The sequence below is a fragment of the Sphingobium sp. CECT 9361 genome, from assembly GCF_918741285.1.
Classification (GTDB): Bacteria; Pseudomonadota; Alphaproteobacteria; order Sphingomonadales; family Sphingomonadaceae; genus Sphingobium.
In genome coordinates this window covers 192,025-218,778 of record NZ_CAKKNC010000006.1, presented here as the reverse complement: position 1 = coordinate 218,778, position 26,754 = coordinate 192,025, and the positions used below count along the sequence as shown (strand labels likewise).

At 60.3% G+C, this 26,754-nt stretch carries 21 protein-coding genes and 2 pseudogenes; 10 read left to right on the top strand and 13 right to left on the bottom strand.

The window, feature by feature from the left end:
• Window positions 1-102: 102 nt before the first annotated feature.
• Window positions 103-945 carry a zincin-like metallopeptidase domain-containing protein gene (locus LQ220_RS11435; protein ID WP_230188411.1) on the bottom strand — a complete coding sequence of 281 codons (843 nt, stop codon included), beginning with the start codon at window positions 943-945 and terminating at the stop codon, window positions 103-105.
• A 578-nt stretch (window positions 946-1,523) separates the two neighbouring features.
• Here LQ220_RS11435 and LQ220_RS11430 point away from each other — a divergent pair.
• Both LQ220_RS11430 and LQ220_RS11425 read left to right on the top strand, forming a co-directional pair.
• Window positions 1,524-1,733 carry an AlpA family phage regulatory protein gene (locus LQ220_RS11430; protein ID WP_230188410.1) on the top strand — a complete coding sequence of 70 codons (210 nt, stop codon included), beginning with the start codon at window positions 1,524-1,526 and terminating at the stop codon, window positions 1,731-1,733.
• Between the two features lie 242 nt (window positions 1,734-1,975).
• Window positions 1,976-2,092, top strand: a pseudogene (locus tag LQ220_RS11425) (DUF488 family protein); the annotation flags it as partial.
• Between the two features lie 609 nt (window positions 2,093-2,701).
• On the opposite strand, the gene LQ220_RS11420 reads toward LQ220_RS11425, so the two are convergent.
• The 10 genes from LQ220_RS11420 to LQ220_RS11375 all read right to left on the bottom strand — a co-directional run bounded on the left by LQ220_RS11420 (window position 2,702) and on the right by LQ220_RS11375 (window position 15,611).
• Window positions 2,702-3,877 (bottom strand): TolC family protein, encoded by a 1,176-nt coding sequence (locus tag LQ220_RS11420; RefSeq protein WP_230188409.1) that lies wholly within the window; start codon window positions 3,875-3,877, stop codon window positions 2,702-2,704.
• Between the two features lie 71 nt (window positions 3,878-3,948).
• Window positions 3,949-4,248, bottom strand: a complete 300-nt coding sequence (locus LQ220_RS11415; protein ID WP_230188408.1) for a DUF3240 family protein — start codon at window positions 4,246-4,248, stop codon at window positions 3,949-3,951.
• On the bottom strand, window positions 4,241-7,318 hold the full coding sequence (locus LQ220_RS11410) for a CusA/CzcA family heavy metal efflux RND transporter (RefSeq protein WP_230188407.1): 3,078 nt from the start codon (window positions 7,316-7,318) through the stop codon (window positions 4,241-4,243). The genes LQ220_RS11415 and LQ220_RS11410 overlap by 8 nt, the downstream gene beginning before the upstream one ends.
• A 10-nt stretch (window positions 7,319-7,328) precedes the next feature.
• The gene (locus LQ220_RS11405; protein WP_230188406.1) at window positions 7,329-8,456 is read right to left on the bottom strand and encodes an efflux RND transporter periplasmic adaptor subunit; all 1,128 of its coding nucleotides are present in this window, start codon (window positions 8,454-8,456) and stop codon (window positions 7,329-7,331) included.
• 43 nt (window positions 8,457-8,499) lie between these two features.
• Window positions 8,500-9,513, bottom strand: a complete 1,014-nt coding sequence (locus tag LQ220_RS11400; RefSeq protein ID WP_230188405.1) for a HAMP domain-containing sensor histidine kinase — start codon at window positions 9,511-9,513, stop codon at window positions 8,500-8,502.
• Complete coding sequence (locus tag LQ220_RS11395) at window positions 9,513-10,193, bottom strand: response regulator transcription factor (RefSeq protein WP_230188404.1); 681 nt, start codon at window positions 10,191-10,193, stop codon at window positions 9,513-9,515. The genes LQ220_RS11400 and LQ220_RS11395 overlap by 1 nt, the downstream gene beginning before the upstream one ends.
• Window positions 10,194-10,544: 351 nt before the next feature.
• A complete protein-coding gene (locus LQ220_RS11390; RefSeq protein ID WP_230188403.1) occupies window positions 10,545-11,699 on the bottom strand; it encodes an MFS transporter in 1,155 nt (384 codons plus the stop codon).
• A gap of 75 nt (window positions 11,700-11,774) precedes the next feature.
• Complete coding sequence (locus tag LQ220_RS11385; RefSeq protein WP_230188402.1) at window positions 11,775-12,923, bottom strand: aldo/keto reductase; 1,149 nt, start codon at window positions 12,921-12,923, stop codon at window positions 11,775-11,777.
• A 36-nt stretch (window positions 12,924-12,959) separates the two neighbouring features.
• On the bottom strand, window positions 12,960-13,325 hold the full coding sequence (locus LQ220_RS11380) for a TIGR04076 family protein (protein WP_230188401.1): 366 nt from the start codon (window positions 13,323-13,325) through the stop codon (window positions 12,960-12,962).
• 33 nt (window positions 13,326-13,358) lie between these two features.
• Window positions 13,359-15,611 carry a TonB-dependent receptor gene (locus LQ220_RS11375; RefSeq protein ID WP_230188400.1) on the bottom strand — a complete coding sequence of 751 codons (2,253 nt, stop codon included), beginning with the start codon at window positions 15,609-15,611 and terminating at the stop codon, window positions 13,359-13,361.
• A gap of 170 nt (window positions 15,612-15,781) precedes the next feature.
• On the opposite strand from LQ220_RS11375, the gene LQ220_RS11370 reads away from it, so the two are divergent.
• Window positions 15,782-16,408, top strand: a complete 627-nt coding sequence (locus LQ220_RS11370) for a TetR/AcrR family transcriptional regulator (protein WP_230188399.1) — start codon at window positions 15,782-15,784, stop codon at window positions 16,406-16,408.
• A gap of 169 nt (window positions 16,409-16,577) precedes the next feature.
• On the opposite strand, the gene LQ220_RS11365 is transcribed toward LQ220_RS11370, so the two are convergent.
• Both LQ220_RS11365 and LQ220_RS11360 read right to left on the bottom strand, forming a co-directional pair.
• Complete coding sequence (locus LQ220_RS11365) at window positions 16,578-18,086, bottom strand: aldehyde dehydrogenase family protein (protein WP_230188398.1); 1,509 nt, start codon at window positions 18,084-18,086, stop codon at window positions 16,578-16,580.
• A gap of 26 nt (window positions 18,087-18,112) precedes the next feature.
• Window positions 18,113-19,624 (bottom strand): APC family permease, encoded by a 1,512-nt coding sequence (locus tag LQ220_RS11360; protein ID WP_230188397.1) that lies wholly within the window; start codon window positions 19,622-19,624, stop codon window positions 18,113-18,115.
• A gap of 149 nt (window positions 19,625-19,773) precedes the next feature.
• On the opposite strand from LQ220_RS11360, the gene LQ220_RS11355 reads away from it, so the two are divergent.
• The 7 genes and pseudogenes from LQ220_RS11355 (at window position 19,774) to LQ220_RS11325 (ending at window position 26,754) form a co-directional block, all read left to right on the top strand.
• Window positions 19,774-20,181: a nuclear transport factor 2 family protein gene (locus LQ220_RS11355; RefSeq protein ID WP_230188396.1), complete on the top strand. Its 408-nt coding sequence runs from the start codon at window positions 19,774-19,776 to the stop codon at window positions 20,179-20,181.
• A 34-nt stretch (window positions 20,182-20,215) separates the two neighbouring features.
• Entirely contained in the window at window positions 20,216-20,683 is a 468-nt protein-coding gene (locus LQ220_RS11350) for a hypothetical protein (RefSeq protein WP_230188395.1), read from the top strand.
• Window positions 20,683-20,892: pseudogene (locus LQ220_RS24910) on the top strand (LysR family transcriptional regulator); the annotation flags it as partial. The gene LQ220_RS11350 and the pseudogene LQ220_RS24910, both read left to right, overlap by 1 nt.
• A 12-nt stretch (window positions 20,893-20,904) precedes the next feature.
• A complete protein-coding gene (locus tag LQ220_RS11340) occupies window positions 20,905-21,642 on the top strand; it encodes a LysR family transcriptional regulator substrate-binding protein (protein WP_230188424.1) in 738 nt (245 codons plus the stop codon).
• 179 nt (window positions 21,643-21,821) lie between these two features.
• On the top strand, window positions 21,822-24,149 hold the full coding sequence (locus LQ220_RS11335; protein ID WP_230188394.1) for a TonB-dependent receptor: 2,328 nt from the start codon (window positions 21,822-21,824) through the stop codon (window positions 24,147-24,149).
• Window positions 24,150-24,173: 24 nt separating this feature from the next.
• A complete protein-coding gene (locus LQ220_RS11330) occupies window positions 24,174-25,763 on the top strand; it encodes an amidohydrolase (RefSeq protein ID WP_230188393.1) in 1,590 nt (529 codons plus the stop codon).
• Window positions 25,753-26,754, top strand: coding sequence for a GTP-binding protein (locus LQ220_RS11325; protein ID WP_230188392.1), 1,002 nt, complete (start codon window positions 25,753-25,755; stop codon window positions 26,752-26,754). Before LQ220_RS11330 ends, LQ220_RS11325 begins: the two co-directional genes overlap by 11 nt.

The window sequence follows — 26,754 nt, the reverse complement described above, 5'->3', positions numbered from 1 at the left end:
AAGCGCGATGCAAGCGTACTCGCCTGGCTCGACACGCTTTGAAATAATGTGAAGGAACGTGGGCAGGAAACCCCAGAACTCAGCCAATCTGGCCGCCTTCCTTCACATTATCGACACCTCGCGATTAATCAAGTTATGCTCACCTCGCCATAACTCAAGCCAAGACCCGATGTAATCGGCATGCCGGACGGTGGGCTGGATACCAAGCGAAGCGCAGGTGAAAGCGGCCGTCATTTCCGCGACCATTTCTTCCTTGGCGTAGGCCGCCGATCCAAAGGGGCCGGACTGATCGCGGTTCAGACGGCTGACATGACCACTATGATGTCCCAGCTCATGTAATGCGGTGCGGTACCAGTTCACCGGATCGTGAAATGCGGCCTGCGGCGGCACCTGCACAAAGTCCTGTGCAGGCGAATAAAAGGCCTCGCTTCCCCCAATCCGAAAATCCGCCCCCGTCGCAGCTATCACCCGGTCGGCCTCGGCAATCGCCATGACCGGATCGGGCTGTGCTGGAATGTCGGTCAGCGCTTCGGGCAGCCCCGCGCACTGCGCCACATTAAACACGGTGAAGCGCTTCAGAAAAGCAATGGTCCGTGCCTCGCGGTCCTGGCCTCGTGCCTGTTCGGCCTCATCCCTTGGCGTGAAGCGGTCGGCGTAACAGATGACCGTTCCCTTCTCCCCGCGCCGGACATGGCCGCCTGCCGTTTCGGCCTGCCGATATGTCAGCCAGCGCTGCGCTTCGAAACCCTGTCCGATCCCGGACGCCCACAGGATCAGCACATTGATGCCGGAATACACCCGGCCTGACACCCCATTGTGCGGCATGGTTACCGGGCACCGCGTGGCATCCCATGGCTGCGCCCATGGCAGTCTGCCTTCCTCTAGCTCGGCGATGATTTTGGACGTAACCTCACTGTAGAGGCTTTGACGATCCGAAAGGCTCATGGTCCTTCACTCCTTCTTCAACCGCCAGCGACCGGCGCCAGGGTGGCGGGGGGCGGCAGGAGCGGACCAGAAGCCCCGCCGGCTTAAGGCGGGGCGCACCCGAAGGGGCGGAACGAAGAGAAGCACCCGGTCGCGAAGCGGAAGGGTTGCGCGTCGCCGAGGCGGGGGTAGGGGGCAGCGACGCCCCCCGCCACCGTGACGCCGTAGGCCCAACGCCGCCGCGCCATGCGCGCGGCGACCACCAAAGGGATGCGATGCATTCCGACCGGCCCGCTGTGTGCGGGCCGGCAGCGCGTCATGCGATCGTCACGGCGATGCCGGCGCGACGGCCGAGACGGCGCGGCTGGAGCGCAAGCGGAAGTAGAGCGCGGTCAGGCCGAGACGGCCTGAGACGCCATCACGCACGCAATGAAAATTAATTCTCATTCACGCCCGGATAGAGTGGCACCTCTATGTACAAATACGGACAGAATGGTCGGTTTGGCACTGGTTTCGGCACTCTTGACGCTGGCCATTGGCATCTCAAATCTCATTCCAGACGGACAAGACAACCAACCACAGCTCAGGAGAATTGCTTTATGACAAACCCGTTTCCCGACCGCGTCCTTCGCCTCAACGCCGTGCTCGACCGCACCGGCCTGTCGCGGGCCACGCTCTATCGAAAGATCCAGGACGGCACGTTCCCCCGGCAAGTGCGCATCGCCACGCGCTGTATCGGATGGCGGGAGTCAGCGGTCAATGAGTGGATGCGCAATCCCATGTTCTACCGGGTTGACGAAGTTCGATAGCGCCTGCTTTGCGCCATTTGTCGCCGCACAACGGCATTTTGCAAACGTTTGGAAGCTGACGTAGGCGGCCAGCCTTCAATCTATGTCTCTGACGGCGCCCGAAACTTTTCTACGTTCCCGCCGTACCCGCGCGGCGGGTTAAGCGGCAGGTTCATCGGTTCATCGACGAAACGCGACATTCTGAGATCCCTGCACTGGTCAGGAATTGTCACCGCAGATGGACCGGAAGCGGAATGGCAGCCTTATCACGCCGTCCTGGCTTCTCGAAAAACATACTCGTAGCGGGCCTGCGCGAAGCGGGGATTGCCTACGTTGGTCTAAAGGCGCTGGGCACGCCAGCGGAAGGACGGGAGGCGGCCATTGTTGACACACGCGGCTGCCCGAAAAGGTTGTGTGCGAAGCGCCAACATGCTCATATGGGCGGTGAGTTTTTGGCATTCAGCAGTACCAATCGGTAGGCGTTGGATGGGTTAAATAAAAGCTGCGATTTTCGCTGTTTGATTGTGTTCGCCCGATCGACCGCTGCTAGTGGCTTCGACTGCGCTCAACAGGTCATCCGCATATGTTTGGCCGGATTACGCCTCGATCAGCGTGAAAATGTGGGGGTAGGTGTGGGGGTAAAGGTATGCCGAGCGCAGAATGCTCACAATATCAGTACTATAACTAATTAGTTCGATACAAGCCCTGCCACCACTCTCCAGTCCCAGACGGACCTCCAAAATCCCCGAAAACATGGAATAATATTGTCCATGCTGTCCAACTGCTGTTTGCCTTCCTGCAGTTGGACAATGTGTCGACCGGCAGTATTTCGGCCGCGGACATGGGCCGAGTTCGATCTTGATGGGCGTCTGTGGGCGATAGGCCAACGTGCGATTGAGGCCTTCTCGACGTCCGAAAGGTCTGACAGTCCTTAATATCCCTTGTGCCCGTTCGATAATTACAAGCAGGGCGCGCCGTAGCCTCAGAAGCTACTCGTCAGCGGGAGCCCAGATGGTGTGAGAATCGATTTCCAACTTGACGATCGCTCTTCCGGCCTCCGCACGCGCCGAGATCTCAGCGCGCCGGGCATCATTGGCCTGTCGTTCGGCAAAGAGCAGGTCCGCGAGATCAATGGCGCCAAGCGCATAGCCCTTACCAGCGCGCGCGCTCATCGACTCTGCCCGAATTCGCGCTTTGTGCACTTGCTCCCACACGACCAGCCGGGTGCTTGCGTTGGAAAGATCAGCGTCCGCCATCACCTGCACCTCGCGCTCCACCACACCTTGCTCAAGCCTGGCCGAACTGGCCATCGCCACCGCCTCGTCGGCCGCGCGCAACCGGTGACGGCCACCCAATGGGATGGACGCCACCACTCCAAGGCCCTTTTCCGTCCCACCCCGCTCGCTGAACAAGCGAAAGCCGAACGAGGGGTCGGCCGTTCTCTCGGCCTTGGCGCGCCGGGCTGTCACAGACATGCGTTCGGCATCGGCACGAGCCGCGCCGATCTCATGGCTGCGCGCAATCACCAGCGCGCGCAGTTCCTCGAAATTCTGGGGCAAGTCATGAGGGCTCACCATATCCGGCGCCTCGAACGGCAGGGGCAAATCCGGAAACTGCGCAGCAAGCTTTACGCGCGCCTCGGCAGCCGTTGCGCGTGTTTGCGCGCCCTGTCCCTGCGCAAGTGCCAGAGCCGCCGCGGCCTGGTCCACATCCAGGTCCGATGCGTCGCGTAGCGCGGCGCGGCGCTTAATAGCCGCGAGGGCTCGCTCCAAGTTCACAACCATCTCTGCATCGTTGCGGGTCAGGGCCGAAGCGGTCAGCCAGTCATACCAAAATCCAGCCAGCAGCAACGCGGTCTGGTGACGCACATCCTCGGCGCGATTCTGTGCCGCTTCTATACCGAAATCGCCAGCCTTGCGGTCGAGACTGGCCTTTCCGGGCAGGCGAAAGGCCCGGGTCACGGTGGTGTCAAACTCGTTGAAACCGCCTTCTTCGTTCACCGAGCGCCGCAAATAGGTTCCTTGCACGGCCACTTCATGGGGACCGACAGCAAGCATGCCAGCTTGCGCCCGCGCAGCCGCGACCCGCGCTTCGGCGGCCCCTACCGCGGGGTGGTTGTCGAGCGCGGTCGCGACCAGCTCCGGTGGCGGCAGGTCAGGATGCAAGCGGTCCTGGGCGAAAGCAGTTTCTGTCAGAAACAGGACTGAACATAACATAGCTACACGCACTCTTAGCTTCATGTCAGCCTCCCCGACGCGATCACAGGCGTTAGATGCCAACGGAATGGCGCGGCGCGCTTCAGTGCGCCGACCTGAGCAATGAGTGCCGAGGCAGCCCCTTCTTCGACGCGCAGGTCGACGGCGCAGCGCTCAAGTCTCCCGACTACACTCTCGGCGGGGCTGGCGTCCGAGAAGTCGAGGCCATGCACGATCTCGTCGCGCTGGTGGACGGGGTGACGAGTCGCGTCCCGGAGCGTCGTTGCAATCGGGCCAGCGTCCACCTTACTGCAGTAGATGGTAAGTAGAAGCTCAGGCATCGATGGCCTCCAGACGGCTTTCACCGAACCGCTCGAAGAGGATCGGCAGGAGGATGAGCGTCAACAGCGTTGAGGTGATGAGTCCGCCGATGACAACGATGGCGAGTGGCCGCTGGATTTCCGACCCAGGGCCGGTGGCAAACAATAGCGGCACCAGCCCGAAGGCCGTGATGCTCGCGGTCATCATGACCGGGCGCAAACGCCGCTCGGCGCCGATCCGCACCGCCTGGGCCAGCGGCATGCCCTCGACCCGGAGCTGGAGGAAATAGGCAACCAACACGAGCCCATTGAGAACCGCGATGCCGAGCAGGGCGATAAACCCGACCGAAGCCGGCACCGAAAGATACTCGCCAGAGGCCCAGAGCGAAACGATTCCACCGACCATGGCAAACGGAATGTTGACGAGTATGAGCGTCGAGGCGCGCAAGGATTTCAGTGTCGCCAACAGCACGAAGAAGATGAGGAGAAGCGCGACCGGCACGACCAGCATCAACCGGGCCGAAGCGCGCTGCTGGTTCTCGAACTGCCCGCCCCAGACGACGCGATAGCCAGCCGGTAGCACGACCTGCTTGGCTACTGCTGCCTTAGCCTCGCCGACATAGCCGACCAGGTCGCGACCCGCTACGAAGGCCTGCACAATGGCATAGCGCGAGCCGTTTTCATGATCGAGCTTCACGGGCCCTTCGATCCGCTCCACACGCGAAAGGTCGCTGACACGGGCGAGGCCGCCGTCCGGCGTGCGCAGCATGAGATCGGCGAAGCGCGCCGCGTCGTTGCGCAGCGCATCGTCGCCCTTGATCAGAATTGGCGTGCGCTTCTGGCCTTCCGCCACGATGCCGGCATGCAGCCCTTCAAGCTGCGCGCGCATCGCGTCTTGCAGCGTATCGACCGGCATGCCAGCGCGCCCGGCGGCCAACCGGTCGATGTTGATCTGGAGATAGTCGACCTTGTCGTTGGCTACGGTCATCACTTCCGTCGCGCCGCGCACTTTCGACAGCGTGCCCTGAATACGACCCGCGAGGTCGGACAGGACATTGAGGTCCGGGCCGAAGATCTTGACGGCGAGATCGCCGCGCGCGCCAGTCAGCATCTCCGAGACGCGCATCTCGATCGGCTGTGTGAAGCTCGGCTCGATTCCGGGCAGATTCTGCATTGCGACGCGAATTGCTTCGACAATGTCTTCTTTGCTGCCGCGCCATTCAGACCTGGGCTTGAGCGAGAGGAAGCTGTCCGCTTCGCTCAGGGCCATCGGATCGAGTCCGATCTCGTCCGTGCCGACGCGCGTGATCACGCTCTTTACTTCTGGCACTGCCCCAAGGACCGCACGCTGGGCGGCGAGATCGCCTGCGATCGAATGGGCCAGGCCGACACTCGGATGTTTCGTCGTCTGCATGACTACCGTGCCTTCGTCCATTGAGGGCATGAAGGTCTTGCCGACCGCACCATAAGCGACCACGGCGACGGCAAGCCCTGTGACGGCCAAGCCATAAACCAATGGTTTGCGTACGAAGGCACCGGCCAACAACGCGCTGTAGCGAGGCATCATCACGCGCATGATCCATGGCTCGCGATGATGGCCGCTCTTTAGACCCAGCGAGGCGAGAACGGGCACCAGCGTCAGCGCGAGCAGCAGCGACGCCCCAAGCGCGAAGATGATGGTGAGTGCGACCGGGCCGAACAGCTTGCCTTCCAGGCCTTGCAGGGCAAGCAGCGGCAGGAACACCAGCGCGATGATAAGGATGCCGGCCGAGACCGGAACGATGACGTCGCTCGTCGCGCTGAACACATGATTGAGGCGGGGGCGATGATCTTCAGTGTCGATCTTGTTCAAGCGCTCGACGATATTCTCGACGACGACGACCGCTGCATCGACCAGCATGCCGATAGCAATGGCGAGGCCGCCGAGGCTCATCAAATTGGCGGTGAGGCCCACCGCACTCATGATGAGAAAGGTGATTAACGCTGCCATCGGCAGGATGAGCGCCACGATACCCGCTGCGCGCCAGTCGCCGAGGAAGAGGATGAGAAGGACGACGACCAGGACCGTTGCCTCGAGCAGCGCTTCCTCGACGGTTCCGACTGCGCGGGTAATCAGGTCCGATCGGTCGTAAAAGACGTCGATCTTCGTTCCCGCCGGGAGTGTCTTCCCGATCTCGGCAAGCCTGGCCTTGACGCCCGCCACAACTTGCCGGGCATCGGCGCCGCGTAGGGCAATGACCAGCCCTTCCACCGCCTCGCCCTTGCCATCGCGACTGACCGCGCCGTAGCGCGTGAGGCTGCCGATCCCGACCTGCGCCATGTCGCCCAGCCGCACGATGTGACCGCCCACGGCGCGGATCGCCAGAGCGCGCAGATCGTCCTCGGACTGGATTGCACCGACGGCCCGCACGATGAGCGCGTCCTCGCCGTCGGCCAGGCGACCGGCGCCGTCGTTGCGGTTCCCGCTCTCGATGGCTCGCTGGAGATCGGCAATGGTCAAGCCGGCCGCGCTCAGGGCGACGGGATCGGGCTGGACCTCGAAGGTCTTCGCATGGCCGCCGAGCGCGTTCACGTCCGCGACGCCGGGCACGGTGCGCAGCGCCGGCCGGATCGTCCAGTCGAGAAGCGTGCGTTTTTCCTGCAAGGACAACGGCCCCTCGATCGTGAACATGTACATGTCCGACAGGGGCGTCGAGATGGGCGCCATGCCGCCGCTGATGGAGGCGGGCATGTCGCTCATCACACCGGTAAGGCGCTCGGCGACCTGCTGGCGGGCCCAGTAGATGTCCGTGCCATCCTGGAAGTCGATGGTGATGTCGGCGATGGCGTATTTTGCCGTCGAGCGCAGAATGGCCTGGCCGGGAATGCCAAGCATCTCCATCTCGATCGGCGTGATGACGCGCGTCTCGACTTCTTCCGGCGTCATCCCCGGCGCCTTAAGGATGATCTTGACCTGAGTCGGCGCGATGTTGGGGTAAGCATCGACCGGCAGGCGCGTGAAGGCCCATGCGCCGAGTCCGGCAATCACGACGGCCAAGGCGAGCACCAACATGCGGTAGGACAGCGCCTGCGCGACGAGAGAACGAAGCATCGGGTCCGCCTTATTCGGCGGCGGCGAGCGTTTTGAGCTCGCTCACGGCACTGACCGCTATGTCGTCACCCACCTTCAGTCCCGAGAGGACAACGCGCTCGCCGTCCGCGCCTTCGCCGCCCTCGGCCAAGATCACCGGCCGGGCGACGACGCCCGTGGCGGTCCTGACGAAGACCACGGTCGTGCCGGCGATCTGGGCTATCGCCTCGCCGGGCACGCGGACTGCGCCGCTCGCGGCCGGACCCATGACCGAGAGCGAAAGGGATTGCCCCGAACGGATCGAAGGATCGGCCGGCAGGCTGGCGGTCAGGCTCGCCGAGCGCGTCGCAGGATCAATCGCCGTGCCGACGGCCACCACCTTGCCCTCGATACGGCCTGCGCGGACGGTCATACCCGGCTGGATCCTGCCAATCAGGCGCTCGGGAAGCTGAGCCTGGGCTTGCATCGCGCCGCCTGCGTCGATCACGAAAGGCGCGGCGCCGGGATCCAGCGCCTTGCCCGTCTCGATTGTCATCGTGCTGATCCGGCCGGCAATCGGCGCCGTCAGCGTATAGCCGGCGCCGTTGCTCGATCCGCTCGCCATGCCGATCAGCCGCCCCTGCTCGGAGACGTCGACCTGCGCCTGACGCAGTTGCGCGTTTGCCTCATCCGCCCGCGCCGGGGCAATAATGCCTTCCTTGCTGAGCTGACCAAGGCGCGCGGCATTGGCGCGTGCCACGTCCAGCCGTGCCCGAGCACGGGAGAGTTCGGCGCCGAGCATCACGATATCGCGGCTGGAGACGGTCGCAAGTGGCTGGCCTGCACGGACCTCGGCACCCTCGACGACAAACACACGCGTCACGATGCCCGGCAGCTGCGCCGCGACAGCGACGCGGGCATTGGGGGGCGGCGCGATCATGGCAGGCAATGTCGCGATCGGCGCGAGATTAGCCTTGGCCGCCGGCACAAAGCGCAGCGCAAGCGCCTTCACCTGATCGGCCGAGATCGTGATGGTTTTGGGCCCGGTCGTGGCCTTCTCCGCTACCACTTTATCTGGCGCCGCTGGATCTGCACCCGCGCCATGCGGCACGAGCCACCAGATCAGCGCCAGCGCAGCCAGCCCCAATACACTGCCGATGAGCCATTTCCTGTTATCCATGACCGCCTGTTAGCGGCAGTGGCTGACGAGTTGCTGACGGCGATCAGGTGCTTGGAAAAATAAGGCGCAGTTCCCGCTGGTCCGGATCGGTGATCAGCCGCCCGCCATGCGCTGCCATGATCCGCGCGACGATTGCGAGGCCGAGGCCAGCACCGCTCGTGCTGGCGTGATCGGCGCGACGCAGGCGTTGCACGAGGACGTCCAGCCGCTCAGGAGACAATCCGTCGCCACCGTCCCGTACAGCCAGTTCCCCCGGCTCATCGGCGCGGACCACGACCGGGACGCCCTGCTGCGTCACGCGAAGGGCATTCTCGATCAGGTTGCGCAAGGCCGCCGCCACGGTCTCGCGTCGTCCCAGGATAACGTTCTGCCCTTCGCCACACAGCTCGATGGTTTGGCCGTTCGCAAGGGCCGCGGGCGCCAACTGGGCTACCACGTCGCCCGCCACTTCGATCAGGTCGACCGGGGCGGGTGGGAGATGCGCTGCCTGCTCGGCATCGATCTGTGCAAGCAGCATGAGTTGGTCGATCAGCCGCCGCATGGCCGCAACGTCGAGGCGCAATTGCGCTGCCTGTGCGCCCTCCAGCCGGTCCAGCTCGAGAGAGAGCAGAGTCAGCGGTGTACGCAGTTCATGAGCGATATCTGCGGCAAAAGCCTCGTGCAATGCTGCCGCATCGTCAACGCGCGTCAGTAGCGCGTTGACCGCACGCGCAAAAGGCTGCGTTTCGAGCGGCAGGCTCTCGGACTCGATTCGCACGCCCCGCGCTTCGCCCCCCGCCGCATCGATTTTCTGCGCAGCCCGTCCCAGCGGTTCGACCGCGCGGCGGATCGCCCACCGCCCCACGACAGCCATCGGTATGGCGAGCAGCAGCATAGGGATGATAACATGCTCGGTGAGTTCATGGATAACGATCCGGAGCGCCGCTTCGTCGGATAGCTCGGCGAACGAGATGCGATATTCGATGCCGATAAACAGCAGCAGCAGCAGCGCGCCGACCACCGCAACAATGGTAAGGCTCCGCGTCAGCCGACCCAGGATCGAGTTCGGCTGGGTCATCAATCCGTCCCGCCGTCGCGCAGCAGATAGCCGACGCCTCGCACCGTATGCAGTTGATTGTCCGCGCCGCCTTCATCGAGCTTGCGACGCAGGCGCGAGACAATCGCCTCCAGCGCATTGGGGGTCACAGCTTCATCGAAGCAATATAGTGCCTCCTCAATGGTCTGGCGGCGCACCACCTGTCCTGCGCGGCGTAGAAGCAGCTCAAGCAGATCAGCCTCCCGGCGCGCGAGATCCAGCGGACGATCAATCGCCGATGCCGTCCGGCTGGCGGTGTCGTAGCGTATGGACCCGACTTTCAGAACCGGCTCTGCACGCCGTCCGGGCCGGCGAAGCAGGGCGCGCAGTCGCGCCGCCAGTTCCTCAATGGAAAAGGGCTTGACTAAATAGTCGTCCGCGCCGGCATCGAGGCCGTTGACCCTGTCCTCGAGACCTCCGCGCGCAGTCAGGATGAGCGCGGGAGGTTCGCCAGAAAGTTGGCGCGCACGCAGCCAGTGCAGACCATCGCCGTCGGGCAAACCGAGATCGAGTACGATGGCATCAAAGGTCGCGACTGTCAGAGCGATATCGGCGTCGGCCAGACAGCGGGCGATGTCGCTGCGATACCCGCGCGAGCCTAAGCCGTCTGCGATCAGCATCGCAAGCCGCTCATTGTCCTCAATCACCAGCAGTCGCGTCATTTCGATCCTTCTCCACTGGACCAGATAAAGTCCATGGGAGCCAATGGGTCCAGCTTCAACACACAAGACGCATATCTTATGGCGATAACGGCTGACCAAAGCCTGACAGAGAAAAACGAACCCAGATTACTGCGGAGAATGCGATGCTCTTTACCTTCCTCTGAACATGATGGTTCAAGGTAGATAGCACAACGTCATTCGAAGCATCCTCCTGTGGCACTTCTGCTCAAAGCCGCATCCCTCGTCCCAAGCCCGCCGCCAAGCAGATCAGGGATGACGGATTTTTGCGGCTTTGGGTGAGAAGGGAATAAGGCCCGGGCGCTACCGTATCTCTGTGTCCCAATAATGCACTTAGGCCACTTTACGGCCATTCCAACGTGCGGCCGGGTAGACAAAGGCAAACAGCATTGCCGCGATGATGAGCACCGGTGCGAAGCCGCCATGTTCCGCGACGGGGGCGGCCAGCGCCGGCCCCACTGCGAGCCCCAGCATCTGCAGTGCAGCGGCGCGTTGAATGATGCGCGGATCGCCTGCGCCTGCGACGGCCGCAACGGCCATCAAAAGTGGTGTCATGAGGTTCGCCGCGCCGTTGAACAGCACAACGCTAAAGCTATAGCTCATTGCCGTCACGTGCCCCAGCAAAGCGAGAAGGGGCACGACAGATGCGATTGTTCCGCCAAGCAGCAGCGCGCGTTGGCTCACTCGCCCGGACAACCAAGCCATGCCGAACGCGCCCAGCATGCCGGACACTTGCGACACGGCCAGTCCCGTCGCCACTGCCTGGTCCGGCACGCCAGCCGCAGTGCCGATAAGGCCAAGATACGCCCAGACCACGCCTTGGCCGAGAAAGAAAGTGGCGACCGCAGTTAAGGCAAGGATCACGGTACGCTTGTCTTGGGCAGCCGGCGCCGCATTGACCGTGCCTGGAATGCTGCCCTCGATAGCGGAGCGGGCGGGGAGGGTGCCTAACAGCAGCAACGGCAAGATCGCAATCAGTGCCAATGCCGCCAATATTCCACTCAGACCTACCGCGGCTTGTGCCGATGGCAGGATGAAGACGCCAACCGCGCCATAACCCAGTACAGCCATGATCAAATAACCGAAGAGTTTTTCAGGATTGCGCGCCATGCCGACGACCGAATAGCCGATCGAGATCAGCACGCCAGCGCCCAGACCCGCGACAGCGCGTGCAGCCATGAACTGCACGGCGCTATGCGCGAAAATGGACAACAGGTCGGCGCCCGCAAGGACGAGAGCCGAGAGCACGACCGCAACCCGCCAGTCGAGCCGATGCCCCACCGCAGCGGTTGCGATCGTGGCAATCGCAATGCCGAACATTTCGGCAGAAGCGATATAGCCCGCCCATGCCTCCGTAAGATTCAGCGTCGAGACCAGGACCGTGATGAAGCCCGGCTGGATGATGAAGACCTGCATTCCCGCAATCACGAGGGCCATGCCAGCCGCCATCAGCCCGCGGTCATTCAGCCGCGTATTTTCCAAGCCCATCGTTCAACCGCCCCCCATGCATATCCCGCGACCTGCTCTCTTTAAGGCATCTGGTGCCTCAGGCGTCCTTCCGGATCAATGCTGTCCGGCAAGGAGATGATGGCCATAAGGTTCAGCGACACCCTTAACTTCGCGTGTCTTGACTACCAGTCGCCCATCTTCGACATCGAAATAGTCTGCATCCAGATTTTCGATCGCATCTCGATTTTCGATACGGTCAAGATCATAGCAGTCTCCCGCGGGGCCGGTAGAGCGCGCAAATATGCTGCGGAGCGCGGCCTTGTCATCGGCATCGAGCGCGAAGTCGAACAGCTTCACATTCTCTGCGATGTGTCGGCTGTGTCGGGCGCCCTGGATGATTGCGGCAACGCCCTGCTGCTCCAGAACATAGCGGCTGGCGACGGCCGGGATTGAAACGCCATGTTTGTTAGCGATGACGTCCATCGCGCTCAGCAGCTCCTGAAACAGCGCCCAGCCTCCGAAATCGACGACGATGCGATAATATTTATCGAGCGACACATTTTCGAAGGATGGTTTTCCAGGATCGGGAATACCCATCCACTTCTTGCTGAACAGCCCGCCGCCAATGGCGCCGTAGCAGACGAGATGGACATTGTTCGCCGCGCAATATGCTCCCATGCCATTTTCCGCGCGGCGGTCCGTCACAGAATATTGCACCTGGTTCACGACCACATCGACACCGGCGTCCACCATCTTCTTCAGTTCAGCGACATTATAGTTGGTGCCGCCGATATGGTGGATCTTGCCCGCCTTCTTGAGGTCTTCGAGGATCATCGCCGTCGCGACATTGCCTTCGGTACCATAATCCCACCAATGCAACTGGACGAGATCGAGCCGGTCTATCTTGAGGCGTTTGAGCGACCGGTCGATCACCGCCTCGACCTTGGCGCGTGTCTGCGTGCGCAGTTCTTCTTCTTCAAGGAATGCCGGAATATACTTGGTATGGACGGTAATGGCGCGCGCGGCGTCGGCACCGCGTTCGCGGCGGAAGCGCTCGATGAAATTACCGATCCGTTCCTCGACACCGTAATAGATGTCACCACAATCGAAGGCAGTAATGCCTGCGTCGACGAACTCGGCCATATGGTCGAACATCGCATTGTCATCGATGGCGGCATTGTGGTCGTCCGCGATCTGCCAATTGCCCTTGATGATACGGGGCGTATCGAAATCGGGGCGCAGTTGAATGCGTGGGATGGTCATAATTTCAAGTCCTTGCCGATATACATTGTTCGACTTTCAATTTCCGCTGAGGGGCACAAGGGTTTGTTCGGAATGGCGATAGGTTCGCAGTTCGCCCCGCGTAATGCGAAAGCGCCCGCCGCAATAGGGATCCGGACAGGCGATCACTGCGTCAGTCGCCATCCAGTCATTTGGGCTGAGTATCCGCTGTTTCGCGGGAAGAAGCGGTAAGATCGCTGCTAAGGGATAAAGCGGGAATTTGACGCCGGGTGGAAAGCTAATGAGGTCATCGTCCGTCAATGTGAAATAATCACCCTCGTTATGACGACAGACCATTGGCTTGTCGTCATCACTCTTGAAGACTTCGACTTTGAGATCGTAGAGTTGATATTCATCATCGTGATTCATAGGACTGGCTTTCATTTGAAAATTATCATCGCGCAACGCGGCCGCGTATCAAAAGCGGACTGTCGCGGTGAGTTCCCAAGTACGGGGGGCGCCGTAGATGTAGAGGTTGTAGCCGGAGGAAGAGAAGTCGAACGCCTCGGAGCGGTAGACATGTTCGGTGATGTTGCGTACTTGCGCCGCCAGTTCCCAACGATCGTCTGCATCTGCGAGGGAAATGCGCGCATTGAGGAGAGCATATTCATCTTGCGACAGCAGAGGGTTGTTTGAGGTACTGAAGAACACGCCGGACTGGTAATGCGCGTCGGTCTGCAGCCCGACCTTCATACGTCCCTGATCGACCGGAATATCATAGCGGACCAGGATATTCCCGGTAGCCTTCGGGGCCATGACCAGCCGGTTTCCGCTGAAATCTACGCCGCCATCGCTGACGAAATCCTTGATCTCGGTATGAAGCAGTCCGCCACCAAGGTTGATGGTCAAACCTTTGACCGGGCGCAGGGAAAGTTCACCCTCAATGCCGTAAATCTCGGCTCGACCTGCATTGGTCAGCACCTGAATCGGGATGCCGCCTGCACTTTCGAACGTGTAAAGCTGGATGTCCTTATAATCGTAATAGAAGGCTGCGGCATTGAACGTGATGCGCCGGTCAAGCAGCGAAGATTTGAAACCTACCTCATAGGCAAGCAGGCTTTCCGGGCGGAAGGGCTTGAGCTCCGGCTCAGAAAAAACGAGCGCGCCATTATAGCCGCCGCTCTTGTAGCCTTTGCTGAGGCTCGCATAGAGCAAGATGTCGTCAGCAGGCTTGTAGTTCAGCCCAATTTTTCCAGAGAAACTGTTGAATTTTACCTTGTCCGCATAATCGTCGACCAAGGGTATCGTGAAACTGCCTTCATCGAACGCGACGGTCGTACGGATCGCGCGATCTTCCTCGGTATAGCGCGCGCCCAGCGTCAGTTCGATCTTATCGGTCAGATCATATCCCACATTGGCAAAGCCAGCATAGCTGTTCGACTTCTGGGTGAGCGACTGATCGACCAGGAAGGGTGTATAGCCGCTAGGATTGGCCCCATCGGGGTCAAAGCCACCGGGGAAACCGAAGGATTCGACGAGGTCGCGATAACCGCGGAAAAAGTCGTAGCGGTTGTGGATCTTGGTGTCTTCGTGCGAGTAAAAGAGACCCAGCATCCAGCGCAAGCTATCGTCGCCTGTCGACGACAGGCGCAGCTCTTGCGAGAATTGCCGGTTATCATCGAAGAACTGCGTGTTGAGCATGTTCTGCGGTGCGCCATCGGCATCTTCGCGATGGTGGCGGACCGTTTTTTCGTAGGCGGTGATGGATGTCAGCGCGACGGCGCCGAAATCCGCATCGACATGCATGGACCCACCGATATTCCACAGCTTTGTACGTCCCTCATTGTCCAGATCATGGCTATAAGGATCGTTGTCGCCATCACGGTAGCCGAACAGATTGACGCATGAGCTGGTGCGATAGTCGCAGCCACCCGCCCCCGAAACAGGATCGAGCGTCCCTGCCACTTCAAACGGCGTGCTGCTATTTTTGACGCGACCGCCGTGGACGTTGAAGAGAATGCTCAGGGTTGAGGAGGGGTCGATCTTCAGCAGGCCGCGCAGAGCGAAGCGGCCGACGTTGCCCAGATGATTGCCAGTGACGCGATTGTAGTGGAATCCGTTTGCGTCCTCACCCACGCCGGACAGGCGCATGGAAACTCCGTCGGCCAGGGGAGCGGTCACCGCCGCTTCTATCTGTTTCTCATTGAACCGTCCGTAATGGACTGTGGCATAGCCTTCGGCTTTGTCACCGGGCTTGCGGGAAATGAAGTTGATCGCGCCGCCAGTGGTGTTGCGACCATAGAGCGTGCCCTGAGGCCCGCGTAATACCTCTACGCGGTCCGTGTCGAACAGCGAGAAGGTTAGCGCCGAAGGTGATACGAGATTGACATCGTCCACATAGATGCCGACTGCACCGTTCGCATTTGCATTGGGGTCGTTTACGCCGACGCCGCGCAGGAATATCTGCGGCACGCTGTTGGCAAAGGATTGCTTGATGGTCAGGTTAGGTACTTGTGCGGCAATTTCGGCGCTTGTCTTATAGCCCAGTTTCTGGACTGCATCGCCGGACAGTGCGGTGATGGCGATCGGAACATCCTGAAGAGCTTCGTTGCGTCTCTGAGCGGTGACGACAATGTCCTTATCAATGTCGGCCGCCTGCTCATTTTGTGCGAGGGCGGGTTGAACAAGACAGGGTGACATCAGGATTATTGCTGCGAATTTAGCGTGCATAGGTGCTCTCCCCCTAGGAGCCAGAGGTCAATAATATTCACTGTTCGACCTGCGTATTGACCGGGCTGCAATCTGTGATCGTCAGCACCGACCAACAAAGACTAGGTCGGTTGACCGACCTAGTCAATATCAATAGCGAAGATCATATTATCTCTTATGGATGAAGTATTGTGGACGAGAAGATGCGGAAACCGACGGTAGCGCAGAAGGCGGATAACAGGGCTTTGGCTCTGGAGGCGGCACGGCGTTTATTCATTGAAGATGGCTATGCGGCCTTCAGTATGCGTAAGGTCGCGCGGGCAATTGGGATCAGCCAAGGCCATCTCCAGCATTTCTTCCCCACGCGCGAAGATCTGGTAAGCGCCATGCTCGAACAGACTGCCTACCATTATAGTGAGATCTACGAGACCTTGCTGGTCGGGATGGAAGGTCAGGGGCTTGCACGTTTTGAAGGTGTCGTGCATTTCCTCGTTCAAGACATAACCAACCGCGAAATGACGAACTTCTTCATCGAGCTTTGGCCAATGACTGCGCATAATGAGACGGCCAGTACGATGTTACGCGACATTTATCAGCGCAATTGCGAAGGCTTTGCACAGGTTGTCCGGGAGGTCTGGCCCGATGCGCCAGAAGAGGACGTGCAGGACATGTCTCTCCAGATACTCGCACTCATCGACGGCTTGATCGTATATTATCATAGCGCACGACCGGACGAGGCCATGCTCGCGCGCGTGCAGCGTCGGACGATGGGAACCATCAGGCAAATTGCTGGCCTCCCCCCACAGCAGAGCCGATAAGCATCGGCTGTATTGCTGTGCGGGGGCGCCATGCGCCCGCTCGCTTCAGCCCCCTCGCGTGTAACGAAGGGACGCCCCGCATATGAGAGCCGCGTAAATCCGGTTCTGGTTCTGTCGGCGGTTCAGAAGTCGTTTCAGTTCTTAGTTTCCGATAGTCCGCTATTCCAAATTAGTCGTCCGACCGCATCACGCCAGCGCGCAGCACCGTGTGTGAGAGGATGCCCTCGCGCCCCAGTTCGAAGCCTACGCCCGACTGCTTGACTCCTCCAAATGGTAGAGAAAGGTCCAGAATATTGTGGGTGTTGATCCAGACTGTCCCAGCCTTCAGTCGCTCGAAATAACGATTGGCAGTCGTAAGGCCTTCTGTCCAAATGCTCGCGCCAAGACCAAAGACCGTGTCATTGGCCAAGCGCAATGCCTCCTCGTCATCCTTGAATGGGAAGGCGCATAGGACGGGGCCGAAGATTTCCTGCTGTACCGTCGGATGCCCGTGATCAAGGCCGGTAATGATTGCAGGCGTAAAATAGCTGCCATCGCCCTCGACAATCTCGCCGCCGATGACCTGCGCCCCTGCGCTCCTCGCACGGTCGACATGATCGGCGACCCGCGTCCGGTGCGTCATGCTTACTAGCGGTCCCATCATGGATGCCTTGTCCAGACCGGGGCCGAGGCGGATCGACGCAGCAATCTCTGCCACGCCTGCCACGACCTTTTCGAAATGCTTTTTGTGGATCAATGCACGTGAACCGGCGCAGCAGTTTTGTCCTGAATTTCCGTAGATCGCCCAAGCCGCGCCGGGAATCGCCTTCTCCAGATCGGCATCTTCGGCGATGATCAGCGGGGATTTTCCACCCAATTCGAGGTTATAATGCTTGAAGTTGCGAGCTGCGTGCTCCGCTATAGTCTGCCCAACGCGGGTGGACCCGGTGAAATTGATCTTGTCGATACCAGGATGCTCGACCAGCGCCTTGCCTGTCACTTCGCCGGTACCAGTAATAACGTTGACGACGCCCGGTGGAACGCCCGCTTCGTCGCACAACTCAGCAAGCCGCAATGCGGTGAGCGAGGTCAGTTCGGAGGGCTTGAGGATAATGGTGCAGCCGGTCGCGAGCACCGGTGCCAGCTTCCACACAGCCTGGCACAGCGGTACGTTCCACGGCATGATCGCGGCGACCACACCAACCGGAAACCGCCGGGTGAAGCCGTTAAAGCGCATGTCCGGCAGATAGGGAACGGCAAGATCCATTGTCTCGCCATGGAGCTTGGTCGCCCAGCCCGCCATGTAGCGCAAGGTATGGACGGACAGATCGACATCGAACAGGCGCGTGTTGGCGATCAGCTTGCCGCTGTTCACCGTCTCGATCTGCGCCAGCGATGGCCCCTCGGCGCGGATCAACTCGGCCAGGCGAAGCATGATCTCCTCGCGCTGATGCGCTCGCATCCGCGCCCAGGCCGGATTTTCCAGTGCGCGACGCGCCGCTACGACGGCAGCATCGACATCAGCCGCGCTTGCCTGCGCGATGCGGCCTACCTCGCGTCCACTGCTGGGATCGATGACCGGCAGCGTCTCATCTCCCTGCGCAGCGCGCCATTCGCCGCCGATGAACAGGCCCTTCTTGCCAGCGATGAAGGCGGCGGCCTTGGTTGTCAGCTGCGAAAGATCGTTGCCGGTCGTCATGGGAACATCTCCTGAAAAATCTGAAATTAGCCCGCGACCTGGCTCAATCCGATGCGCGCGAAGATCGCGGGATGGCGGCGACGCAGGATAAGCGCTTGCACCATTCCCGCAGCCGCGATCGCAACGAGCAGGGCGGGTAGTTGATTGATGATGGTGGAATCTGTGCCGGTCAGCAGGGGGTAGTTGGCTACCGACAGGATTGTCCCTGCCAGCAGCATTGCTCCACCCGCGAACGGAAAGATCGACACCAGTCCAAAGCTGCCTGTGCGCTTTTTCAAAAACACCGGGATCGCAAAGGCAGTGATTGTCAGCAACGCCATGAGGCCGACCGAGCCGAAGCCGGTGAGCGCGGTGGTCAGCGACAATAGCGGATCGAGACCCATCAGCGCGAAGAGCGAGATCACCACGGCGAGCACGACAATGACCGGAAAGCCGGCATTGAAAGGCGCGCCGTTCACGCTGCGTGTGCGGGCAAGCCCGGCTGGCAGCGCGCCATCCCGGGCAAGCGCGAAGACATAGCGGGCGCTATTGTTGAACAGCCCCAGCACTGCGGCGAAAGCGCTGCTGATAACCAGTATCGACAAAATTGCCTCGCCCTGAGGCCCTATATAGCGGCGTGCCAGCCCGAAGACGAAGTGTCCCGGATCCTGGGCGGCAGCGGCCCGCACATCGGGAGCGCTTGCGACGATGAAGGCATAAGCGGTGAAGACGTAGAACACGCAAATCACGGCGATCGCTGCATAAGTCGCACGCGGTATGCTGACTTTGGGGTTGCGCGCCTCTTCCTGATATATCGCCGTCGCCTCAAATCCGATCACCGAATTGAAGGCATAGATCGCGCTAATGCCGAGGCCTGGCCCCAGCACGACCGATGGCGCGAAAATCTCGCCCGGCGCGCCAAAACCATCGGCCATGAGGATAGCGACATCGAGCACCAGAATGGCGATGACCTCCGCGCCCAGCGCGATTGCTAGTAGCTTGGCCGTAAAGTCGATGCGGAAATAGGATAGCAGCCCCAGGATCGCGATCACTGCTAGCGCACTCACACCCCAATGCACGAAGTCCAACCCCAGCGATTGAAGCAGGTTAGTGATGAAATAGGACAAGGCGCCAAGCGTCGCGCAACACAGCGCCACATAGGAAACCAACGCGACGTAGGATCCGGCAAGGCCCGCCACTCTGCCGAACGTTTGCGAGATGATCGCGTAAAAGGCTCCGGCATTGCGGATGAACGGCAGCAGGCGGACATAACCGATAGCGAAAAAAGTGATCGCCAACCCGGAAAGCACATATGTGCCAGCAACGCCTGTCGCATTGCCTAACGCAAAGGCGATCGGCATTGTGGCAACGACGATCGCCATAGGCGCCGCAACGGCCAGAACCATGAATGTGATGTCTACGCTGCCCAAAACACCCTGCGAAAGCTTATCAGCGGCGGGATTGGGCGAAGCGTTGATTTGGTCGTTCAAATTGCGATGCTCCAGCACGCGGATCAAGATGAGAAAGCCCGTCAGGCGAACCGCGCGGTGTCCCTGCATCGCGGTTCGTCACAACAAGCTCAATCCCGATCTGCTGCGAATATGTTGCTGGCGACGCAACATCAGTCCAACGCCTCGGCATTGACGCCGTGACAGGTCGGGCATCATATCGAGCGATGATGCGCCCACCGCGAGGAGTGAATGCCCAAATGAGCAATGGCCAGGACAGCGCCGACGTCGTCAGATGCTTCTTCGACGCCTTCAACGCCGGAGACATTGATGCAGCCTTCGCGACACTGTCGCCTGACATCGAATGGACCTATTATGGCCCCAAGGAGAAGATCCCCTTTGCCGGCACATTTATTGGCCATGCTGGTGTGAAGGACTTTTTTGACCGGGCCGAAAAAAGTATTCAGATTAAGGAAATGGCGCCGTTGTCACTAATCGGTATTGGCGATCAGGTGTATGGGCGAGGCATTGAGCACAGTATGTCGCTTGCCACTGGTCGGGAGTATCGGTTGCAGTGGACCCATGTCTATCAGGTACAGGGTGGATTGATGACGCGCTTCGAAGAATTCATCGATACCGCCACCGTAGCAGACTGCCTGAACGGATGAATCAAATGTATCCTTTTGCTCAAAGCCGCGGCTCATGACTGAAGCGGAAAATGTGGAACAGCGGCTTATCGAAAAATGCCAGCAGTTTGAAACCCGCTTCCGCGCGCGCCAGATCGCAACGATGGTTCGCGAGTTCTACCTTCCCGACGCGGTCATGGAAGGCCGCGACATGCCTGCCCAGGTCGGCCATGAAGCGATAACTCAGATCTTCCTAGACGCGCGTGAGGCATGCAGCTCGATCTCGATCGAAGCGGAGCCCGTCACTATTATTGGCAAGGTGGCCTTTGGCAACATAACCAACCACAATGTCCTGCTAGCAGGCTCAATCGAAATCCACCGGGTGCTGATGATCTGGGAAGAACGGGATGGCGACTGGTTCGTATCCCGCGATTTCTTCTTCGCTGAGCCAGACCTGATGCTGAGCGAACTTGACGTGCTCCCCAGAGCCGACCGGCGGCGGATGGCCAAAGGCCGCAAGCCCCAAGGAGTGGTGGGACAGTAATGCCAGGTATCAGCCGCCGCAGCTACGAAATCAGCGTTCAGGATCACCGGCTCCAATATCTGTCTCTTTCTGCGCGCCACGGATCTATGCGTGCAGCGGCCGACTATCTGGGCGTGGCGGCCTCGTCCATCAGCCGACAGATTAAGCTGCTCGAGCGTGCACTCAGCATAGATCTGGTCGAGAAGGCTTCATACAAGGTTCAGCTGACCGAGGCGGGTCAGATGCTGATCGAATATTACGAACGCCGCGTCATCGAGCATCAGGAACTGCTGGCCCGGCTTGCCGAACTGCGGAGCACGCGGACCTCGACAATTCGCATCGTCATCGGGCACGGCCTGCTGGCGGTGCGTTTCCTAAAGGCCTTCGCAGCGATTTCCTCCAAATATCCCGATATTAGCATCGAGATGAAGGCTGCTGACGGAGAGGATGCCGAGCGGCTATTGCTAAACGATGGAGCGCAACTAGGGTTGTTGTTCGACACGGGGGAGGACGTTCGACTCAAGCTGCTCGGGACCAGTCGACAGCCCTTCTCACTGTTCATGTCTGAAAAGCACCCGCTAGCCCGCGAGAAGGCGATCTGGCCCGTGCAAATTTCTGGCGAGCGGCTGGTGCTCCCCGATGCTGGCTCCCGCCTCCTGGAAATTATCCACTCGGTGTTCACCAACGGCGGGCTGCCGCTAAATATCGTTCTCCAATCTCCATCGATCCAAGTTATCCTCGACAGCGTTGCCCAGGGAATGGGTGTTACCATGCTGCCGCGCATCCTGGGGCAATCTATGGCCGCCATTCCAGGGATCGTCGAAAGGCCGATCCTTAGCGATGAGCTGTCAGATGTTCGCCTTCATCTTGTGAGCCGGATAGGAAGACGCATGACGCCCGCAGGCCTTGCGCTGCAAAATGCCCTTGTGCGTGAAATGAATCGGCTGGATGAGGAACTGCTCGCCTCGACCGCCGACTGATATAATCCACATCTTCGCTCGCTCCCGGCTGCCTGCGTAAGTCTGCATTTTATCAACGTTGCGGATCGCGCAACATGAGCGAGCGGCGGGGCCATTGTGATCCCGGGCTGCTTAAGCAAAATTTCAAGAAAATAAGACGCAGCGTCGAACTATCCGACATTAAAAAAGGGGAAATACCTATGCCACACGCCCAACGTTTGAAGAGCAGCCTTCTAACCGGCGCCTCGATCCTGCTGGCCTCCCTGGCGAGCCAGGCTTACGCGCAGACCACGCCGGAGAGTTCTTCCGATGTCGCCGTAGCCAATGAGAGCGCTGGCGGCCTGCAAGAGATCGTAGTTACTGCGCAAAAGCGTAATCAAAGCATCCAGCGGGTTGGCATTGCGATCACAGCCGTGACGCCTGAGCAGATCGCCAACCGCAATATTGCGAGCAGCGCAGATCTTGCTGGTAAGGTCGTTGGCTTGGAAAGCTATTCCCCCTACGGCCCGGGCACCTCGTCCAACGTCGTCATCCGCGGTATCGGCCTGAATGATTTCGGTGAAGGCCATGAAGCGCCCGTCACTTCCTATGTCGACGAGTTCTACATCGTTGCCGTCCCCGCAGTCGACTTCGCGTTGTTCGATCTTGATCGCGTTGAAGTTCTGCGCGGGCCTCAGGGCACGCTCTTTGGCCGCAACTCGACCGGCGGCCTGATCAATTACATCACCAAAAAGCCCAGCCAGACGCCCGAAGGCTATTTGTCGGCAAGCTTTGGCCGCTTCAATGATCTGAAGCTGGAGGCCGCGGCGACTGCCCCGCTTACCGATACCCTGTCGATGCGGGTGTCGGGTACGTCGCGTCACAGCGATGGCTTCCAGAGAAGCCTGAACCCCGCTCTCGATCGCGGCGGCCAGGCTGGATCGGACGCCGCCCGTCTGCAGCTTCGCTACGAAGGCAACGATGGCTGGGATATCCTACTCAAGGGCGAGTATGGCCGGACCAAGACCACGCACGCTTATTACGAAAGCAAGACCGGCTTCGTCGATAACAACGGATTGGTCGTCGCCGACGCCTCGATCGTTGACGCTGTTGGCTATGCGGAGCGTAACACCGGCGCCGCAAAGAAGAATGTTGTCGACGTCAACGATGCCGCATTCCTGCGTTCCACCGGTTATTCAGGCCTGCTGAGGGCAGAGAAAAAATTCGGCAACACCACCTTCACCAGCATCACCGGCTATCAGTCCTACAAGCGCACCATGCAAGAGGACAGCGATGGCACGCCAAATCCGCTCGTCGTCGCCAACTTCCCCTATCAGGGCGAGCAGGTGACGCAGGAACTGCGGCTCTATCATGACGGTGGCGCGACCCGCTGGACCGCCGGTCTTTATGGCCTGCATGCCGTCGGCAAGGATCAACCGACCGCCACCTTCAACTTCCCGCTCGATGGACCGACAGCCGTTGACCCGGCGACCGGTCTCTACAACGGCACATATTTCCCGATCAGCCTTAATGCCGACTGGCGCCTGCGCACGAATTCCGGCGCCGTATTCGGCCAGCTTGAGCAGGACTTTGGCCAGTTCACTGCCATCGGCGGCATCCGCGTGACGCGTGACAACAAAACCTTCGCCGATGCCGACAACGCGGCTTTGCGCGACTGCGGCGGTGGCGCGGTTGGCGATTGTTTCCTCATCGAAGATGGCGGCACGGGCACGCCAGTGCCATTTCGCTTGAAGTATAAGGCCACGCTATGGTCGGGAAAGATCGAGCTCGACTATAAACCGGACAATAACAACCTGTTCTACGCCAGCATTTCGCGCGGCACAAAAGCAGGTGGCTTTAACAACGGCTTCTATCCGACCGGCCTTTCGCTCACCCAGATCCCTTATGGGGACGAAACGTTGATCTCCTATGAGATCGGTCAGAAGTCTACGCTGTTCGACCGCAAGCTGCGCATCAATACATCCGCCTTCTACTATGACTACAAGGACTTTCAGGCCTTCAACTATGTCGGCCTGGCCGGGCTGATTAACAATCAGGACGCCAATGCCTATGGCGTGGAAACTGACATCGAAGCCGCTGTGACGCCGGAGCTGCGCCTCTATGTCGCGGCTGCCTATCTACATACTAACATCAAGGATGTAGCGAAGATCACGCCAACCGGCACCAACGTCGTTGCGGATCGTCCGATGGCATTCGCTCCCAAGTGGAGCGGCAGCGGCGGAGCGACCTACACGATCGAGCTGCCGAACGATCGAAGCTTGGCATTTGACTGGAATTTCGAGGCCCGCTCGTCACGTTTCTCCGGTAACTTCGGAGATACGGGCACGCAGTTGGAGGGCTTTTTCAAGCACAACGCATCTGTGACCTTCGAAGCCTCCGACCATTGGCAGTTGCGCGGCTTTGTCGATAATATCGGCAACCGACTGAACACCACTTATGGAGGCCCATCCTTCGCGTCGCTCGGCATCATCCAGGTCCGTTATGCAATGCCGCGCACCTATGGCGCCGCCTTGCGCTATCGCTGGTAATATCCGTCGACGAGGACAGCAGTCATGAACCAGCCCGCTCGCCCCACCGCCTATGTCAACGGCCGCATCTACACTGTTGATGCGAGCCGCCCGTGGGTGGACGCGATCTTCGTACAGGATGGGAAGATCGCGGATATCGGTACCTCGGTCGATATCCTGGCGGCGGCGGGCAGTGACTGCGCTGTCGTGGATTTGGCAGGTCGAATGATCATGCCCGGCATCCATGACGCGCACGGCCACATTCTGCTGGCCGGGTTGAAGCATCGTTATGAATGCCGCCTGCCTGCCGATGCGCTCGGGCGGGATTATGGCGAAAGGCTTTGTGATTGCATCGCGTGCTCGCGTGGCAAGCTTAGCGGGTGGGTGATCGGGGGCGACTTCAACCCCACCCTATCGGCCCCGGGCGAGGTCGATCGAAAATATCTCGACGAGAAATTCCCTGATACCCCCGTCTATCTGCACGATTATTCGTTGCACCATGGCCTCGCCAATTCCAAGGCACTCGAACTCGCCGGGATCACGGCCGACACGCCCGATCCGTTCGGCGGTCGCATCGTGCGCCGCGCTGGTTCGAATGAACCGACCGGCGAGTTGGTCGAACGCGCGACATGGCAATTGTTCAATGCAATGCCCAGCCCCGAGCCGGACGTTCATCAGGCCGCTCTGCGCTGGGCGCTGGAAACCGCCAGCCGTTTCGGCGTCACTGGCATTCAGGAAGCGTCCGCGAGCCGCCCTGAGCTGGAAATGCTCCAGAAGATCGATCAGGAGCAAGGCCTAACCCTGCGCGTCTACGCGCATATCCCCTGGCGCGAGGAGCATTTCGGCCACGCCACGTCCGAAGCGCTGGAGCGGCTGATAGAGGAACGTCGGCGCTTCGCCAGCGAGCGGTTGAACACTGACTTCGTGAAAGTCTTCATGGATGGCTCACCGCTTGGGCCGCACTTCACCGATGCCCAGCTCGATCCGCTGACCGGGCAGCCACAGCCGGGCAAGCTGCTCCATTCGCGCGAAGACCTCGCAGCCGCGCTTATCGCTTGGGACAAGGCGGGGATCACCGCGAAGATTCATTGCACCGGCGATGCCGCCGTCCAGCTCGTCCTTCAGGCGATGGGCGACATGCGCGCCGCAAGCCATGAAGGAACGATCCAGGAAATCAGCCATTGCTGTTTCGTCCAGCCAGATGACCTCGCTTCGTTTGCCGAGCTGAACGTAACCGCAGAAATGTCGCCGCCGATCTGGTTCGGCGACATGCCCGAACTCGCCCCCTTTCGGGAGCGCGGTTATCCGTTCGGCACACTCGCCAGAATGGGCGCACGCGTCACCGTAGGAACAGACTGGACCTTCCTGCCCGAGCCGAATCTATTCCCGGCATTGCAGGGATTGCTCCAGCATGGTGCGGAGTCCGTTGACCTGGCCACAGGCATTGAGATGCTCACTCTGTCCGGCGCGCGCGCGGTTGGCGCTGAGGACAAGGCTGGATCGATCTCCCCCGGCAAGTCTGCAGACTTCATCATTCTCGACCGCGACCTTTTCGCTATTCCGGTAGACGAGATTAGTGAAACCCGCGTGTTGACCACTATCTTCGAAGGACGCATCCTGCACGATGTCCGCTGATGGTGCGCCCATCCCGATCATGCTGGTTACAGGCTTCCTGGGAGCCGGAAAGACCACGTTGATCGGCCAAATGCTCGACAACCCGTCCTATGCAGGCAGCGCGCTTTTGGTCAATGAGGTGGGCGAGATCGGTATCGATCAGGATCTGCTCATGCGCGCAGGATCGCCACCACCGCAATTGCTGGCCAATGGTTGCGTCTGCTGCGTGATGAATGACGATCTTGGCCTTGCGCTGCGTGACCTCGATCTCCGCCGGCGGGAGGGCTCTATTCCGCCTTTCACACGCGTAATCGTCGAGACCACCGGCGTCGCCGATCCGGCCCCGATCCTCACCCGCCTGATCGCGGATGGTTGGATCCAGCAGAACTTCGTGCTGAGCGCTGTCATTACGCTGGTCGATGGCGTGCTTGGCGCGAAAACGCTGGAGACCTACCCCGAAGCCGTCAGCCAAGTGGCGCATGCCGATGTCCTGCTCGTCAGCAAGGCCGATCTGGCGACGCCCGATGGTCTGGACCAGCTATGCGCGCTGCTGTCTGCCAGCGCACCGCACGCAAAACTCCTGATTGCAAATAGCGAAGCCGCAACAGTCGAGACCTTGCTCACGCCCTTCCGCCTGCACGGGCTGCCGCCGATGGCAGGCAGCGCGTCACTTGGGCATGACCATCATCATCACCAAGGTCTCGTCCAAACGGCGTCCTGGCGGTTCGACGAGCGACTTGCATGGCCAGTGATCGCCCAGGCCTTCGACGAACTCGTTCCCCGGTATCGCGGCCGCCTGATGCGGATCAAGGGACTGTTGGCGGTCAGCGATACCAATCGCCCCGTGGTCGTCGATGCCGTTCAGGATATCTTCCACCCGCCTCGCCTTCTTGATGGCTGGTCAAGCGAGGACCAGTCGAGCCGCATCGTGATGATAAGCCGCGATGCCGCCAGCGCAGAGGCCATGGCGGATATACAGCGCCTGTTGGACATGGTCCCCGCCGCGCATTGA